The sequence below is a fragment of the Clostridia bacterium genome, from assembly GCA_019683875.1.
GTDB lineage: Bacteria > Bacillota > Sulfobacillia > RBS10-35 > Bu92 > Bu92.
The window spans coordinates 1-17,016 of record JADGHN010000032.1 but is presented as its reverse complement, the minus strand read 5'-3'; the positions used below and the strand labels follow the sequence as shown (position 1 = coordinate 17,016).

The window sequence follows — 17,016 nt, the reverse complement described above, 5'->3', positions numbered from 1 at the left end:
ACCTGCGGGCGACGCTGTGGCTCGCGGCGCTCGGCAGCGCCGCGGCCGCGCTCTGGGTGTACGCCTCGCCCGTGCGCGCCCTTCGCGAGCCCCAGGCGCCGGCCGTCTACGCGCCGGTGAGCGCCTCCTCGTAGACTCTTTCGTATTGCGGCAAGACCACATCCGCGCTGAACGACGCCCGCACGCGTTCGCGCGCCGCGTCGCCGAACGTCCGCCGGAGGTCAGGGTCGGCGAGGCGCAGGCACGACTCGACCATGCCCTGAACGTCGCCCACCGCGTGCAGGAAGCCGGTCCTGCCGTGCTCCACGGTTTCCGGGAGTCCTCCGACGTTCGTCGCCACGACCGGGACCTCGCTGGCCATCGCCTCCAGCACGGCCAGGCTGCATCCCTCGCTCTCCGATGTCAGCACGAACACGTCCGCCACCGAGAGATAGGGCGAGACATCCGCCGTCGCGCCGAGGAAGCGCACGTGCTCGCGGACGCCAAGGGCCTCGGCGGCTCGCCGCGCTTCGGCGAGGTCGGGCCCGGCGCCGATCATCAAGAGAACCGCGGGCCGCACGGCGACGACGCCGGCCAGCACGCGGATCACGTCGACAACGCGCTTGACCGGTCGAAAGTTGGACGCGTGCACGAGGACGAGCGCGTCCGGCGGGGCGAGGCGCCGCCGGAGGCCGGGGTCGGGCTGCCGCCTTGTCACGGCGGGGTCGACGAAGTTCGGGACGAGCGCGACATCGCGCAGGAGGAACCTGCGCTCCGCGCGTCGCTTCAGGTCCAGGCTCACGGCGGTGACCCGATCGCTTCGCCGCAGGCTCCAGGCCAGCGCCTCGAACACCGCGGGCTCTTGCCCGAAATGCGTGACGTCCGTTCCCTGCAGCGTGGTCACGACGGGCACGCGCCGCTCCGGAGCCAGGAAGAGCCGTGCGGTCACGGCAGCGAAGGCGTTGGGCACGGCGTAATGCACGTGGACCAGATCGATGGCGTGCTCGCGGACCACGCGGGCGATCGCGGACGCGAGGGCCATGACATACGGAGGGTACGCGAGCGAGGGCAATACCGGCACGTCCACCGGGTGGAACGTGAGGCCCGGGCACGGCTGCGCGGGCCGGATGGGACGACCGTGGGACACGAGGTGCACGACGTATCCCCGGCGGGCGAGGTGATCCGCCATTTGGCCCGCCGCGACGGCGCTTCCCCCGAGCCCGGAAAGGCAGACGACGGCCACGTGCGGCCGCCGAGTCATGCCGCGCGCACCCGGCGGAAGTCAACCCGTATCACGGCCTGTTCACGGCGGCATCCGAGCATGAGCGCGCATCCCCCGCGTGTGGTGTCGTCGGTTCGCCATGCCAGTGTATGAGGATCGTCCGCGGGTCACCACGACCGCCCGCCCCGAATAGCGTGGGGCCGGGGGTGGTTCCATGCACGCTCTGGTCACTGGAGGCGCCGGTTTCATCGGGTCGCACTTGGTTCGTCGACTTGTCGGGGAAGGGCATACGGTCACCGTGTTGGATGACCTGAGCACAGGCCAGCTCCGCCGCCTCTCCTCTCCGGGCGTCCGCGTCGTGCAGGGGGACGTGCGCGACCGCGCCGCGGTCCGCACGGCGCTTCAGGACGCGGATGCGGTGTTCCACCTGGCGGCGGTCGTCGGCGTGCCGCATGCCATGGCGCGCGAGTGGGACAGCTTGACGACCAATCTTCTGGGCACGCTGAATCTTCTGGAGCTCACCCACAAGACCGAGACGCCGATCTTCATCGCGTCGTCGTCGGCCATTTACGGCAAGATCGCGAAAGGCGTCGTCTCCGAGGAGGACGACGTCGTTCTCGGCAACACGCACAACCCCTCGTGGACGTATTCGTACGCGAAGCTGGTCGAGGAACTCCTGGCGCGCGTGGCCGCCACCGATCGACGCGCGAAGGTGAAGATCGGCCGCTTTTTCAACGTGATCGGCCCCGGGCAATCGGACAGCTACGGGATGGTCGTGCCGCGGTTCATCCGGAAGGCGCTCCGGGACGAACCGCTGCCGGTGTATGGCGACGGGCGGCAGACGCGCACGTTCGTGGACGTGGAGGACGCGGTCGACGCCGCGCTGCTCGTCTGGGAGCGCGGCGAGTGGGGCTGCGCGTACAACATCGGCGGCCAGCAGGAGATCACGATCCTGGACCTGGCCCGCAAGATCATCGAGATGACGAACTCGAAGTCGGAAATCCAGTTCATCCCGTACGACGTGGCGTTCGGGCCCCTGTTCGAGGAAACGTCCCGCAGAATGCCCTCCATCGGGCGCATCATGGCGCTGGGCTATCGCCCGAAGCGGTCGCTTGACGAGTCGCTGGCCGCGGTGATCGACGACATCCGGGCGGAGAGCGAGCGTCGAGATCCGTGAAAATCCTGCTCGCGACCTATTGGTACCTGCCCCACGTGGGCGGGGTGAACAATTACGTCGAGGTGCTGAAACAGCAGTTCGAGGCGCAGGGGCATCACGTCGACGTCCTGGCTCACCATCCGGACATGAAGAAGATCTGGATGCCGACCACCGGGCAGTACATCGAAAAGTCAAAAATCAAAGATTTCGTGTATGAACAGGTCCTTGCATTCTTCAACCGTGACTTGCCCCTGGTGGACCCCTGGATTCGCTGGCGTGAGATCGAACGGTACACCTTCGAATTGTGCGCGACATTGTTCGGTCTCCACCATTACGACGTCATTCACACCCAGGACATCATCTCCACGCGCGCGATCGCCCGCGTGCGGCCCGAGCATGTGGCGCATGTCGCCACGATCCACGGCATGCTGGCGACGGAACACCTGTGGTCGGGCGAGATCAAGAGCCGGAAGTCGATGCCCTTCGCCTATGCCGTCGCCGAGGAGTACTTCGGCTTTACGTCGGCCCAGCGTACGGTCGTACCCTGCGCCTGGCTGCGTCATGAAGTCGCGTGGGAATTCGCGGTGCCCACCGACGGGATCCAGGTGGTCCCCTACGGTCTCGACATCGAGCAGTTGGAGCGGCGCGCCAGGGAACGCCCCCGCTCCCTGCCCTCGGCGCGGGGTCGCACGATCATTCTCTGCCCGGCACGGCTTGTTCCCGTGAAGGGACACACGCACCTCATCGACGCCATGGCGCAGATGAAAACGCGAGAGAAGGTCGCCCTGTGGCTGGCGGGGGACGGGAAGCTTGCGGACGATCTGAAACGCCAGGTCGTGCTTGCGGGGCTCGAGGATTCCGTCGTGTTCCTCGGATCCCGCTCCGACATCCCCGCCCTCATGCGGGAAGCCGACATCATCGTCCTTCCTTCGGTGCAAGACACGCTGCCGTTCAGCATCATGGAGGGGCAGATCCTGGGCAAGCCGATCGTGGCGTCCCGCGTGGGCGGAATCCCGGAAATGATCGACTCGGGGAAGACCGGAATTCTCACCCGTCCGGGGGACTCGACCGAGTTGGCGACGGCGCTCGACCGGCTGGTCAGCGACGCGGCGTACCGGAAGAACCTCGGGAACCAGGCGGCGGCTTGGGGCCGGCAGGCGTGGTCAAGCGAGCTCATGGCAGAACGAATGCTTCACGTGTATGAGCGGACGGTCGCGGAAGCCAGGGCGGGGAGGCACGGGCGATGATCCGGTGGCTGGTCGAGTTCCTGTTGCTGGTCTGGCGTTGGGTGCTGCGCTTGTTCACGCGTCCACGGGTCAAGCGGACCGGACCGGAACTGCATCCGGTCGTCGACGAGGAGCGGCTTCCGACGGACGCGGACCGCTTCCGGTCGGCCGCGCAAGACCTGTTCGCGTTTCCGCTCATGGAAACGCAGGTCGACATCGATCCGCGAGTGTGGGAGACCATCCTCGTCGCGCGGCCCAAATCGTACCGCATCCCGGACCCGGATTTCGCCCGCGTGCTCGCCACGCAGACGGCGCTTCGATCCCTGCGTTGGGGCGTGCCCATGCCCGAAGACGGTCCCAGCCGCGTGACGTTGTCGGCCGAATCCTGGAATCCTCCATACAGGGTGCCCGCCGTCGAGATCACCCGACCACGCTCCTCCCATGATGAGCCCAGCCGGTCGTCCCGCCATCGGTCCGTGCGCGATCACGACAGGGGTTGAACCGCTGCCGGGCCGCGTCGTCCCCTCTCAGGCGGGCCGAGCGTCTCGGCTCGCCCGCGGGGAACCCGGCCTCAATCCCACGTGCCGGGGCCGGTTCCGGGTGCGGTCCCCGGCCCCGTGAACGGGCCCGTGCCGGCGCCCGTGTCCTCGTCCGTGCCGGGCATCGTGCACGGTGGCGGCGGGGGGAACGACACGCCGACCCCCGTGCCTGGCCCGCTGCCGGGGGCGGTCCCTGGGCCGGTGCCCGGCGCGGTGCCCGGCCCCGTGTACGGTCCGGTGCCCACAGGGCATGGGGTGATCGCGATCCCGGCGGGTCCGGTCAGCCCCGGGAACGTCACCGTGTCGATGATGGAGTCCGTCTGGGTCGAGATCACCGACATGGTGTCCGAGTCGAGGTTCGTGACGTAAACCCGGGTGCCGTCGCTGGACGCGGCGACGCCGAACGGAAAGTCGCCCGTCGGAATCGTCGATGTCTGCAGTCCGGCCGCCAGATCGACCACCGACACGTCCCCGGAGTCCTCGTTCGTGATGTAGGCGCGGGCTCCGTCGGGGGTCAGCGCAATGAAGGCAGGTTTCACCGCCCCCGGAAGGCTGACGGTATCCACGATGGTGTTCGCCGCGGTGCGGATGACGGCCAGCGTGCCGCCCGAGGAGTTCGGCACGTACACGCGGCTGCCGTCGGGCGACACCGCGACGCCCGCGGGCCCCTGCAGGCCTGCGATGGTGTCGACGACCTGCAGCGTCGCCGCATCGATGACCGACACGCTGTTCGAGGAGAAGTTGGCCACGTAGACACGAGATCCGTCCGGCGTCACGGCGAGACCCACCGGGAAGCTGCCGACCGGAATCGGCGAGCCGACAAGGGTGCGCGTCGCAGTGTCGATCACGGACACGCTGCCGACCGCCGTGTTGTTCGCGACGAACGCGCGGCTTCCGTCCGGGGAGAATGCGACGCCAGCCGGATCGCTTCCGCTTGGCAATTGGATCGTTGCGACCACCGCGTTTTGGGCGGTGTCGATCACCGCCACCGTGTCCAGGTTGTCCACCGTCACGTAGACCTCGCGCCCTCCGGGCCGAACCGCCGCGAAGAGCGGGAAGCCGCCAGCGGGTAGCGCGATGGACGACTCGATCGCGTCGTTGGTCACGTTGACCGCCGTCAGGTTGTCCGCGTCAAAGCCAGCCACATATGCGAACGAGGGATCCCCGCCCGGGAGCTCGAGGAGGCTGGGCAAGCCTCGCGCCTGGGGCACGCTTTCCCTTCTGGGGCGGATCCGATATGAGGACGGCAGCACCGTCGCCCCGGTCCGACGACCCGTCGTTCGATTCCGTGGTTGTCTTCGCCAGAATGGCGACAACCACTTGCTGAGCCATCCGGACATGCCGGTTCCTCCTTCCGTCGCCAGAGGCGACATGTCCACAGGCTATGTCGCACCCGGGCGGGGTGTTCGTCCACGTCAGGGCGGCGTGCGCAGTGGAACCAACGCGGGCGGACGAGCATATGCCGGTTTCGAGATGCGAAAAGGGGGTTCACGCATGGAATCGAACATCACCTCACTCTTGGACAAAGCAGACGAGCCCACTGTCAGCGTGGTCGGTCTCGGCTACGTCGGGCTTCCCGTCGCGCTCGCGCTGGTTCACGCGGGATTCCAGGTGGTCGGCTACGACATCAACCAGGCCCACGTGGACGCCATTCTGGGCGGCGATCCGCAGGTGGCCACGGTCACGGACGAGGAACTCCGTGACGGGCTCGACACCGGGCGTTTCCTGCCCACCACGGACCCCGATCCGCTGGAGCGGTGTTCGGCGGTGATCATCTGCGTGCCCTCGCCGCTCGGCCGGGGCGGCGTCCCCGATCCTTCGGCGATCCGCGCGGCCAGCGAACTGGTGGCGAGAAAGGCGCGCCCGGGCGTCCTGGTGGTGCTGGAGAGCACCAGCTATCCCGGGACGACGCGCGAACTCGTGCTGCCGCCGTTGCAGGCGCGGCTCGGCGAGGTCGGGCGGGACTTCTTCCTTGCGTTCGTGCCGGAGAGGATCGACCCGGGGAACGCTCAGTACAATCTGCGGAACACGCCGCGCATCGTCGGAGGCATCACGCCGGCGTGTGCCCGCCGCGCTGCGGCGCTGTACGAGCGCTTCGTGCCCCAGTGCCACCTCGTCTCCAGTCCTGAAGTCGCCGAGACGGCGAAGCTGCTGGAAAACGCGTTCCGCAACATCAACATCGCGTGGGTCAACGAGCTGATGGCGTTCTGCCAGGAGGCCGGCATCGACGTGGACGAAGTGATCCAGGCCGCGTCCACGAAGCCGTTCGGCTACATGCCGTTCTGGCCCGGTCCCGGCGTGGGCGGCGAGTGCATTCCCGTGGACCCGCGGTACCTGGCCTGGCGCGCGCGCATGCTGCGGTCGCCGCTCCGGCTCCTGGAGACGGCGATGGACATCAACGACCAGCAACCGGACGTCGCCGTCGAACAGATCGTCGAGGCGTTGAACCAGAGAGGCCATGCCGTCAACGAGGCTCTGGTCCTCCTGCTCGGCGTGGCGTACAAGCCGGACACCAACGACGTGCGCAACGCGCCGGCGCTGGTCATCATCGACCGGTTGCTGAATCGCGGCGCGCGTGTTCTGTATCACGACCCGCACGTTCCCCGCCTGGAAATCCCGGGCCACGGCGCCAAGAACTCCGTCCAGCTCCACGACGAGTTGCTTGAAGCCGCGGACATCACGGTGCTGCTGACGCGCCACCCAGGCCTGGACTACGAGCGTGTGCAGCGCGTGTCGAGGCGCTTCCTCGACCTGACGCATGGCACCCCGGCCGTCATGGCGAGCGACGACGACGCCGCCGCGGCGGACGACCAGGCCGGCAGCGCGGGATGACGCACGTGAGCCGGACCCGCTGCGGAACGCATGGCGGACTCCTCTGCTAGAATGACTGTGTTCCGCAGTGGGGAGGACAGCGTCGTGCTCGACTTGGCGATTGTCGGCGCCGGACCCTGCGGGTTGGCCGTGGGCGTCGCGGCGCGGGCAGCCGGCCTCGACTACGTCGTCTTCGACAAGGGCGGAGTGGTCGACGCCCTGACCCGCATGCCGCTGAACGTCGTCTTCAGCAGCACGCCGGACCGGCTGGAGATCGGCGGCGTGCCGTTCATCACGCAGGGCGTCCGGCCGACTCGATCCGAGCTGCTGGCGTATTATCGCTCGGTCGCCCTGCGGCTGGAGTTGCGCCTTGCGCTCTACACCGAGGTGCGCGGCATCCGCCGGGAGGACGGCCGTTTCCGCCTCTTCACGCGGCGCACGCTGACCGGCCGTGAGGACGTGGTCGAAGCCCGCGGGGTGGTCGTCGCCACGGGGTACTTCGACACGCCGAACCGGCTCGGCGTCCCGGGAGAGGACCTGCCGAAGGTGTCCCACTACTTCACGCACGGCCACCCGTACTTCGGGCTGGACGTGGCCGTGATCGGGGGGCAGAACTCGGCGGTGGAAGCCGCGCTGGAGCTGTGGCGCGCGGGCGCGCGGGTCACGCTCATTCACCGCGGTCCGGATCTCTCGCCGAAAGTGAAGCCGTGGGTGTTGCCGGACATCCGCGGGCGTCTTGAGAAGGGCGAGATCGCCGCGCTGTTCAACGCGCGGGTGGTCAGGATCGAGCCCGAGGCCGTCGTCGTCGATGTCGCCGGTGAGGAGCGGCGCCTTCCGAACGACTTCGTCTTTGCGCTGATCGGCTATCACGCCGCCTCCCCGCTCCTGGAGGCGCTCGGAGTCGAACGGGACCCGGAGACGGGCGTGCCTCTTCACAACCCGGACACCATGGAGACGAACGTGCCCGGCGTGTACCTTGCCGGCGTCACGGCGGCGGGGTGGGACGCGAACAAGATCTTCATCGAGAACGGCCGCGAGCACGGGGAGAGGATCGTGGCCCACCTGACCGGGCGCCGCGCGGCGGCGCCTGCGGGCATGGGGGCGGGTGACCCGTCGTAAGGCGGGTGACGCCCCCGCACCCGGCGTGGTATAATCCGGCACCAAGAAGCCGCGGCGAGGCCGCGGCCGGAGAACGGCGATGCGCGAGGAAAGTACCTCGGGGCCCGCGCCCGCAGAGAGGGCGGCGCGGCTGGAACCGCCTGGCGGGGCGCCGGGGGAAGTTCCCTCGCAAGCCGGCCGCTGAACGGAGCAGCAGCGCCGCTCCCAGTAGGCGGACCCGCGTGCCCCGCGTTAAGGGGCGGGCCTGCGAAGATGCGTGCGCAGGCCGTGGAGGCGCCGTCCGCGAGGCCGGCGCGAATCTGGGTGGTACCGCGGAAGCCACCGCCCCAGGGGCGGCGGCTTTTTCGTTTGCTTGAATCCGCACAGCGAAACGGGAGTGACGCGGGGTGGAGAACACGGTTGACGTCCGCTGGCAGGAGCGGCTGGAGGAGATCCGCCGGAGCGCCCTGGAGGCGATCGCGAGGGCCAGGTCCATGGCGGAACTCGACGAGGTGCGGGTCGCGACGCTCGGGCGGAAGGGGGAGATCACCGCGTTCCTGCGCGGCCTTTCGCAGTACCCTCCCGAAGAGCGTCCCCGCATCGGCCGCGTCGCCAACGAGGCGCGCGAGGACGTGGAGCGGGCGCTGGCCGAAGCCGCGGCGCGCATCGGCCGCGAGGAGGAGGCGCGCCGGCTGGTCGCGGAGACGATCGACATCACCCTGCCGGGCACGCCCGTCGCCACCGGCCACGCGCACCCGTTGAACCTCGTGATCCGCGAGATCGAGGACATCTTCCTCTCCATGGGGTTCGAGCTGGCGGAGGGGCCGGAGATCGAGACGGACTGGTACAATTTCGAGGCGCTCAACGTGCCCAAGGGTCACCCCGCGCGCGACATGCAGGACTCCTTCTACATGAGCGCCGGCATTCTCTTGCGCACGCACACCTCGCCCATGCAGATCCGCTTCATGCAGAGCCGGGCCCCGTCCCTGCCCGTGCGCATGATCACCGTCGGGCGCGTCTACCGCCGCGACGACGACGCCACCCACTCGCCGATGTTCACGCAGGTCGAGGGGCTGCTCGTCGACCGCGGCGTCCACCTCGGCCACCTCAAGTGGACGCTGGAGGAGTTCGCGCGCCGCGTCTACGGCGAGTCCGCGCGCATCCGCCTGCGGCCGTCCTACTTCCCGTTCACGGAGCCAAGCGTCGAGGCGGACGTGTCCTGCACCATCTGCGGGGGAGGCGGCTGCCGCACCTGCAAGGGGACGGGCTGGCTGGAGATCCTGGGGGCCGGCATGGTGCACCCGCGGGTGATCGCCAACGGTGGCTACGACCCGGACGAGGTGAGCGGCTTCGCCTTCGGCATGGGGCCGGAACGGATCGCCATGCTGAAGTACGGCATCGACGACCTGCGCCTGTTTTTCCAGAACGACCTCCGATTCCTTGAGCAGTTCTAGCGAGGGGTGGCCCGATGCGCGTTTCCTACCGATGGTTGCAGGAGTTCGTGCCGGTGGAGCTTCCGCCGGAGGAGCTGGCGGACCGGCTCACGCTCGTGGGCGTGGCCGTCGAAGGCCTGGAGCGGCCGTGGCGGCACGTCGAGGGGGTCGTCGCGGGGCGGATCGAGCAGGTCGAGCCGCACCCGGAGAGCGACCACCTGAAGGTGATGCGTGTCGACGCCGGCGGGCGGCGCCTCACGATCGTGACGGGCGCGCCGAACGCCCGCGCCGGCATGCTCGTGCCGGTCGCCCTGCCGGGGGCACGGCTGGCGGACGGGCGGCGGATCGAGGCGGCTGACTTCCGCGGCGTCCGCTCGGAGGGCATGTGCTGCAGCGCGGACGAGTTGGCCCTGCCGGAGCCGCCCGGGCCTCGCGGGCTATTGGAGCTGGACCCGGCGGAGGGGTGGGTGCCCGGGGCCGACCTGGCGCGCGCGCTGGAGCTGGACGACGCGATCCTGGAACTGGAATTGACGCCGAACTACGCGGCCCACTGCCAGAGCGTGCTGGGCGTCGCCCGGGAGGTGGCGGCGCTGCTGGAGCTTCCCCTGCTGCCCGACGACCGCCGCCGCGGTCCGGCGCGCCCGGAAGAGGCGCCGTGGCCGGCCGGGGCGCCCCAGCCGCTGCGGGTCTTCATCGACGATGCGGGCTGCGCCCGTTACGTCGCGCGGTTCGTGCTCGGCGTGCGCGTCGCGCCCTCGCCGCTCTGGCTGCAGCGCCGGTTGCAGGCCGCCGGCATGCGGCCGATCTCCAACGTCGTCGACGTCACGAACTACGTGATGGTGGAGACGGGGCAGCCGCTGCACGCGTTCGACCTGGACACGCTGCGGGGCGGGCGGATCGGCGCTCGGGGGGCGCGTGCCGGGGAGACGCTGCGCACGCTGGACGGCGAGGAGCGCCGCCTCGTCGAAGGCGACCTCGTCATCGCGGACGATGAAGGTCCCGTGGCGCTTGCGGGCGTCATGGGCGGCGCGGCGACCGAGGTGACGGAGCGCACGCGCAACATCCTCCTTGAGTCGGCCTGGTTCGACCCGTCCCGCGTGGGGCGGACAGCTCGGCGCCTCGGGCTCCTCAGCGAGGCGTCCGGGCGCTTCGAAAAGGGCGTCGACCCAAACGGGTGCCGCCGCGTGGCGGACCGCGCCGCCGCGTTGATCCAGCGCCTGGCGGGCGGCGACGTGCCGGAGGCGGTCGAGGACGCGTATCCCCAGCCGGCCGCGCCGCGCCGCATCGAGGCGGACCCGGCGCGCATCCGCGCGCTCCTCGGCGTGGACCTGCCGGACGCGGAGATCGCGTCGTACCTGCGGCGACTGCAAATGGACGTGCGGCAGGAGGGCGGGCGCCTCGTCGTGCACGTGCCCACGTTCCGTCAGGACGTGACGGAGCCGGTCGACCTGGTCGAGGAGGTCGGACGGCTGCACGGGCTGAACCGCGTGCCGTCGGCGCCGCTCTCGGGCGCGCCCGGCCGCTCGGGCCGCACTGGACGCGATCGCGCGCTCGACTCCCTGTCGCAGCTCCTGCGCGCTGCCGGCTTCTCGGAGGTCGTCACGTTCACCTTCCACCCGCGGGAGCGGTTAGCCCGCCTCGGCTTGCCGGAGGATGACGAGCGGGCGCGGCCGATCGCCGTCGCGAACCCGCTGACGGACGCGCAGGAAGTCATGCGGACGACGATGCTGCCGAGCCTCCTCGACGTGCTGGCCCACAACCACCGGGTGCGTCGCACCGATGCCGCGCTGTTCGAGGTCGCCCGCGTCTACCTGGGCGCCGAAGAGGTGGCGGCTGGGCGCCTGCCTCGGGAACCGCTGCGACTGGGGCTCGTCGCCTCGGGCCGCCTGGCGCCTCGACACTGGCAGGAGGGGGAAGGGCGGCGCGCCGACTTCTTCGCCGTCAAGGGCGTCTTCGAGTCCGCGCTGCGCCTTTTCCGCATCGAGGGCGTCGTCTGGGAGCGTGCGCAGGAGCCGTTCCTGCACCCGGGGCGCGCGGCGGCCGTGTCCCTCGACGGGCGGCTGCTCGGATGGCTGGGCGAGCTTCACCCACGGGTGGCGGAGGCGTGGGACCTTCAGGGCCGGGCGGTGGCGGCCGAACTCGACGTGGAAGCGCTCCTGGCCGCCGCGCGGCCCCTTCCCGAGCTGCGCCCCATCCCGCGGTACCCCGCCGTCACCCGCGACCTGGCCGTCGTCGTGCCGCAGTCGACGCCAGCGGCCGAGGTGGAGCGCGTCATGCGGAAGGTGGGCGGCGGCCTCCTGAAACGCGTCGAGCTCTTCGACGTCTACGCGGGCGACCAGGTCGGCGAGGGCCAGCGCAGCCTCGCCTACCGGCTCGTGTACCAGGCGGACGACCGCACCCTCACGGAAGACGAGGTCGAGGCGGTGCACGGGCGCGTCCGCGAGGCTCTGGCGGAAGAGCTCGGCGGCGTGCTACGTTCGTGAAATGAGCCTCCTTCGCATCGAGCGGTGTTCGAAGTCGTATCGCGGCGAGGACGTCCTGCGAGACGTCTCGCTGCGCCTGGAAGAACACGAGCGCGCCGGCCTCGTGGGGCCGAACGGCGCGGGGAAGACGACGCTTCTCCGCCTCATCGTCGGGGAGGAGGAGCCGGACGCTGGCGCCATCCACCTCAAGCGGGGCGCGACGATCGGCTATCTCCGCCAGGATCCGGTCTTCACCTCCGGCCGCTCGCTGCGCGAGGAGGCGCGCGCGGCGTTCGCCGACCTCGACCGCCTGGAGGCGCGGCTGCGCGAGCTGGAGGCGGCGATGCGCGCGCGCCCCGAGGACGAGGCGCTCCTCGCGGAGTACGGCGAGGCGCTGCACCGATTCGAGGAGCGCGGCGGCTACGAGCGCGACGCCCGCACCGACCGGGTGCTGGCCGGCCTCGGCTTCCCGCCGGAGACATGGAACGTGCGCGTCGAGCACCTTTCGGGCGGCCAGCGCATCCGCCTGGGTTTGGCGCGGCTGCTCCTGGAGCAGCCGGACCTGCTGCTCCTGGACGAGCCGACCAACCACCTCGACCTTGACGCCATCGAATGGCTGGAGGGGTACCTGGCGGAGGCGTACCGGGGCGCGGTGCTGATGGTCTCGCACGACCGGGTCTTCCTGGACCGGACGGTGACGAAGATCTTCGCCGTGCACGACGGCACGGTGGAGACGTATCCGGGCAACTACACGTTCTATGTGCAGGAACGGCGCCGGCGCCTCGAGGCGGCGGAGGAGGAGTGGCGGCGCGTCCAGGAGGAGCGCGCCCGCCTGGAGGCGTACGTCCGCCGGTACAAGGCGGGCAACCGGGCCACTCAGGCGAAGAGCCGGGAAAAGATGATTGCGCGGCTGCCGTCCGTCGAACGGCCCAGGACCGACGAGCGGCGCATGCGGCTCACGTTCGAGCCGGCGACCCGCGCCGGCCGCGAGGTGCTGGAAGTCGAGGGGCTGGGGCACCGGTTCGACGGTCGCCCGCTGTTCCGGGGCTTCAGCGCGAAGGTCGAGCGCGGCGAGCGCGTCGGCCTGATCGGGCCGAACGGCGCCGGGAAGACGACGATGCTGAAGGTGCTCGTCGGCGAGCTCGCGCCGGCGGAGGGCGAGGCGCTCTGGGGCGCCGGCGTCGAGATCGGGTACTTCTCCCAGGATCTTCGCGGTCTCGACGACGACCGCACCGTCCTCGACGAGATCATGAGCGCCGGGGACTTCACGTTGGAAGAGGCGCGGTCGCTCCTCGCGCGGTTCCTCTTCCGGGGCGACGACGTGTTCCGCAAAGTGGCGCACCTCTCCGGCGGCGAGCGGAACCGGCTGCTGCTGGCGAAGCTCGTCATCTCCCGGGCGAACGTGCTCGTCCTCGACGAGCCGACGAACCACCTCGACATTCCGGCCCGGGAAGCGCTGGAGGAGGCGCTCGCGGCGTTTCCCGGCACGATGTTCTTCGTCACCCACGACCGCTATTTCTTGCGGCTGGCGACGCGCCTCTGGATCTTCGAGGGCGGGCGCGTGCGGGACTTCCGCGGCGGTTACGCCGAATGGGAGGCCGTGCGGCAGGCGGAACGGGAGGGGCCGCCCGCGGAGCCCGTGGCGCCGGAGCGCGAACGTGCCACCGGGGCGGTCCGCGACCCCGGCGCGTTCAATGCGCCCGTGGGCGCCGCGGCGGCGCCGGCGCCGGCCCGCGCGGGGCTCAGCAAGAACGAGCGGCGCCGGCTGGAGGAGGCCCTGCGGGAAACCGAGGCGCGCATCGAAGAGCTTGAAGCGGAACGGGTGGCTCTGGAACGCGAGCTGGCCGATCCGGACCTCTACCGCGACGAAGCGAGGGCGCAGGAAGCCGTGCACCGGTTTCGCGCCATCGAGGACGAGCTGTCGGAACTGTACGAACGATGGGAGCGCCACGCATCCGTCCTGCAATCGCAGGACTCCGCGGCGCCGTGGCAAAGTTAGGCACAACCGGCTCAGGGGGGCAGGTCCTTGGACGAGCTGCGCAATCGCGTGACCGTCACGATCTTCAACGAGGAGTACGTCATCCGCGGAGACGCCCGCGAGGAGCACATCCGCGCCGTGGCGCGGCGCGTCGACCAGCGGATGAGGGAGATCGCGGCCCAGCGCCCGAATCTCAGCGTCAGCCGCATCGCCGTGCTCGCGGCGCTGAACCTGGCCGACGAGCTCGTCCGGCTCTCGGAGCAACACGAGAGGGTCGTCGGCCTGCTGGAACGGGAGTGGGAGCGGCGCGGCGCCGCGGCCGGGCAGGGCGGGCGGCCGGAGGCGAGACCCGAGACGCGCGGCCCGGGCGAGGCGGCCGGGACGAACGCGTGAGCTACGACGCCAAGTGGGTGGCGCGGTGCCTGCGGGAGATCGCCGACCTGTCCGAGCTTTTGGATGACGACGCGCAAAAGGCGCCCGCCTATCGGCGCGCGGCGCGGGCCGTGGAGGAGACCGGCCCGGAACTGGCCCGGCTGGCCGCGGCCGGCCGGCTCACGGAGATCCCGCACGTGGGCCCCGCCATCGCGGCGAAGGTCGAGGCGATCCTGGCGACGGGAACCTGCCCGCTGCTCGAACGCCTTCGGGCGCGCGTGCCCGAAGGCGTTCGGGCCTTGCTGGGGTTGCCCGGTGTCGGGCCGAAGACGGTCGGCACGATCTGGCGCGAGCTCGGCGTGACGAGCCCGGCTGAACTGGCCGCGGCGGCGCGCGCAGGGCGCTTGCAGGCGCTCCCGGGATTCGGGCCGAAGAAGGAGCGGGCGCTCCTGGAGGCGGCGGAGGCGTTCGGCGCCAGGTCTGGGCGGATGCTTCTGGGCGAGGCCTTTCCCGTGGCGCGCGTGCTTGTCGAGGCCGCCCTGCAGGCCGGGGCGACGGCTGCGCTCGAGGTCGGCGAGGTCCGCCGCCGGGAGCCCGTCGTGGGCGCGATCGACCTCGCCGTCGCCTGCGACGGCGAGGCGTGGGCCGCGTGGGTGGAGGCCCTGCGCGGGCGCCTGCCGGGCGAACTCGGCCCCCTGCAGTCGATCGCGCCTGCGGACGATCCGTCCGGCGGCCTTTGGCCCGCCGTCCTTCACGCGCTGGGCGCGGGGGTGCCCCGAGGGCTGCGGGCGTCGTTCGGCGATGTGGCCGTTCGATGGTGGTGGTCCCCTCCGGACGCGTGGGGCTGGGCCCTCCTCGTCCTGACGGGGCCCGCGGCCGTGGTGTCGCGCCTCTTCGGGGGCGAACCGCGCGAGGCCCTCATGGCGTCGGGCGGAGCGTTCGCAGGCGCACCCGAAGGCACGCCCGCGGACGCGCCGGCCGAGGGACCCGCCGGGACCGAGGCGCGGCCGGACCCTTACGGCTTCCGCGCTCCCGCGGCCGAAGCCGCCGTCTTCAGCGCCCTCGGCCGGGAGTGGGTGCCGCCCGAGCTTCGCGCCTTTCCCGAACGCGTCGCCCGGCTCGGGGCGCTGTCGGAACTCGTCAGCCTCGACGGTTGGGCGGCGGAGTTGCACGCCCACACTGCCGCCAGCGACGGTCGGGCGACGCTCGCCGAGATGGCGCGCGCTGCCCGCGACCGGGGCTACCGCGCCCTGGCCGTCACCGACCACTCCTTCGCCTTGAGGATCGCGCGCGGCCTGGACGCGGAACGCCTTCGCCGGCAGGCGGCGGAGGTCGAAGAGGTGCAGCGCGAGGTGGACGGCGTGCGCCTGCTTCGCGGGACGGAGGCGGACATCCGGCAGGACGGCTCGCTGGACGTCCCGGAGGGCGTCGAGCTGGAGTGGATCGTCGCCTCGATTCACTCCGCCTTCTCCATGAGCTGCGAGGCCATGACGGCGCGGGTGGTCCGGGCCTTGGAATCGGGGCGCGTCGACGTGCTCGGCCACCCGACGGGACGGCTGCTCCTGCGGCGGGAAGGGTACGACCTCGACCTGGACGCCGTATTCGATGCTGCGCGACGCCGCGGGACCGCGATGGAGATCAACGCCAACCCGGCGCGCCTCGACCTGGACGACGGTCACGCGTTCGAGGCGTTGCGCCAGGGTCTCGCGCTCGCGGTGAACACGGACGCGCACAGCGTGGCGGAGCTCGACCACGTCGTCTACGGCGTGTGGATGGCGCGGCGCGCCGGCGCGCGCCGGGCCGAGGTGCTCAACCTGCTGCCGCCGGAACAGCTGTTGGAGCGTGTGCGTCGGCGGCACGGTCCTTCGGCGGGGTGAGTCAGGGACGGCCAGCGGAACCGTCGCTGGCGGTGAATCGTCCCTTGGATGGGAGATTGTTCAGGCGGCCAAGCCGCTGCGGGGACGGTGGACCGTCGTGAACGTGTGGATCGCGCTGGCCCTGCTGTTCGTGAGCGTCGTCGCCGTGCTTGCCACGCCCTTCTTCGTCCCCGCCACGATCACCGACGCCTCGCAGTTGGGCCACCTGCGCTTTGGCGCGCCGTGGCCGTTCGTGGAACAGGCAAGCTCACTTACGCCGCCCGACTCGGCCTACCCCATGAAGACGACGCTTCTCTCGCCTTTGGAGAATCCGACCCGCTTTCTTCTCTTCCCGTTCGCCCTGGACGTGTCCGGGGTATGGGTAGGGCTGCTGGCGCTGGTGTGGGCTTGGCGACGGCGGACCCGTTGAAGGATGGCGGCGTGACCGTAGTGCCCGGTGGGGAACGCCATCGAGCGACCGTACACGACCGTTGAATGGGTCGAAGGGTGGGGGGCACCGTCATGAAGGCCGAGCACCGGGGCTGGCTGGCGTTGAACATGCTTCTCACGGCGTACCTGGCGTACCTCGCCGCGCTGGCGCCGTTCGCCGCCGAGGACCATGTCGTTTTCGTGCTCCCGATGTTTCCGATCCTTACCTCACAATCATTTCTCGCTCTGGTCCAGGTCATCGCCGGATTCACGCTCCTGTCGTGGGCCGCTTGGGGGGCGGCATACGCCGGACTGTTCAGGTCGGAATCGGACCGGTCTGTCGGGGACGAGCCACCGCGGCCGGCGGTGGCCGCGCCACCGGACCTGCGCGTCTGTCCTTCTTGCGGGGCGAGAAACTTCCGGCGCGAGGCGTGCCGCGTGTGTGGTGCGCCGCT

General features: G+C 70.6%; 12 protein-coding genes and 1 pseudogene. 11 read left to right on the top strand and 2 right to left on the bottom strand.

All coding sequences use genetic code 11. The annotated features are described in order from the left end of the window. Window positions 1–106: 106 nt before the first annotated feature. Entirely contained in the window at window positions 107–1,240 is a 1,134-nt protein-coding gene (gene bshA, locus IRZ18_04195) for an N-acetyl-alpha-D-glucosaminyl L-malate synthase BshA (protein ID MBX5476307.1), read from the bottom strand. 175 nt (window positions 1,241–1,415) lie between these two features. Here bshA and IRZ18_04190 point away from each other — a divergent pair, with 175 nt between their 5' ends. The 3 genes and pseudogenes from IRZ18_04190 (at window position 1,416) to IRZ18_04180 (ending at window position 4,083) form a co-directional block, all read left to right on the top strand. After that, window positions 1,416–2,378 carry an NAD-dependent epimerase/dehydratase family protein gene (locus tag IRZ18_04190; protein MBX5476306.1) on the top strand — a complete coding sequence of 321 codons (963 nt, stop codon included), beginning with the start codon at window positions 1,416–1,418 and terminating at the stop codon, window positions 2,376–2,378. 65 nt (window positions 2,379–2,443) lie between these two features. After that, window positions 2,444–3,604 (top strand): annotated as a pseudogene (locus IRZ18_04185) (glycosyltransferase family 4 protein). Continuing rightward, complete coding sequence (locus IRZ18_04180; protein MBX5476305.1) at window positions 3,601–4,083, top strand: hypothetical protein; 483 nt, start codon at window positions 3,601–3,603, stop codon at window positions 4,081–4,083. Before IRZ18_04185 ends, IRZ18_04180 begins: the two are co-directional and overlap by 4 nt. Before the next feature lie 71 nt (window positions 4,084–4,154). Here IRZ18_04180 and IRZ18_04175 read toward each other — a convergent pair whose 3' ends face one another. After that, on the bottom strand, window positions 4,155–5,333 hold the full coding sequence (locus IRZ18_04175) for a YncE family protein (GenBank protein MBX5476304.1): 1,179 nt from the start codon (window positions 5,331–5,333) through the stop codon (window positions 4,155–4,157). Window positions 5,334–5,616: 283 nt separating this feature from the next. Between IRZ18_04175 and IRZ18_04170 the strand changes: the two genes are divergently transcribed. The 8 genes from IRZ18_04170 to IRZ18_04135 all read left to right on the top strand — a co-directional run bounded on the left by IRZ18_04170 (window position 5,617) and on the right by IRZ18_04135 (window position 16,562). Further along, window positions 5,617–6,954 (top strand): nucleotide sugar dehydrogenase, encoded by a 1,338-nt coding sequence (locus IRZ18_04170; GenBank protein ID MBX5476303.1) that lies wholly within the window; start codon window positions 5,617–5,619, stop codon window positions 6,952–6,954. A gap of 51 nt (window positions 6,955–7,005) precedes the next feature. Then, complete coding sequence (gene ypdA, locus IRZ18_04165) at window positions 7,006–8,052, top strand: YpdA family putative bacillithiol disulfide reductase (GenBank protein ID MBX5476302.1); 1,047 nt, start codon at window positions 7,006–7,008, stop codon at window positions 8,050–8,052. 386 nt (window positions 8,053–8,438) lie between these two features. Next, window positions 8,439–9,485: a phenylalanine--tRNA ligase subunit alpha gene (gene pheS / locus IRZ18_04160; GenBank protein ID MBX5476301.1), complete on the top strand. Its 1,047-nt coding sequence runs from the start codon at window positions 8,439–8,441 to the stop codon at window positions 9,483–9,485. A 14-nt stretch (window positions 9,486–9,499) separates the two neighbouring features. Continuing rightward, a complete protein-coding gene (locus IRZ18_04155) occupies window positions 9,500–11,947 on the top strand; it encodes a phenylalanine--tRNA ligase subunit beta (GenBank protein MBX5476300.1) in 2,448 nt (815 codons plus the stop codon). A 1-nt stretch (window position 11,948) separates the two neighbouring features. Next, window positions 11,949–13,925 (top strand): ABC-F family ATP-binding cassette domain-containing protein, encoded by a 1,977-nt coding sequence (locus IRZ18_04150; protein MBX5476299.1) that lies wholly within the window; start codon window positions 11,949–11,951, stop codon window positions 13,923–13,925. 27 nt (window positions 13,926–13,952) lie between these two features. After that, window positions 13,953–14,297 (top strand): cell division protein ZapA, encoded by a 345-nt coding sequence (gene zapA / locus IRZ18_04145; GenBank protein ID MBX5476298.1) that lies wholly within the window; start codon window positions 13,953–13,955, stop codon window positions 14,295–14,297. Beyond that, a complete protein-coding gene (locus IRZ18_04140) occupies window positions 14,294–16,153 on the top strand; it encodes a PHP domain-containing protein (protein ID MBX5476297.1) in 1,860 nt (619 codons plus the stop codon). The genes zapA and IRZ18_04140 overlap by 4 nt, the downstream gene beginning before the upstream one ends. Before the next feature lie 97 nt (window positions 16,154–16,250). After that, a complete protein-coding gene (locus IRZ18_04135) occupies window positions 16,251–16,562 on the top strand; it encodes a hypothetical protein (GenBank protein ID MBX5476296.1) in 312 nt (103 codons plus the stop codon). Window positions 16,563–17,016: the final 454 nt, after the last annotated feature.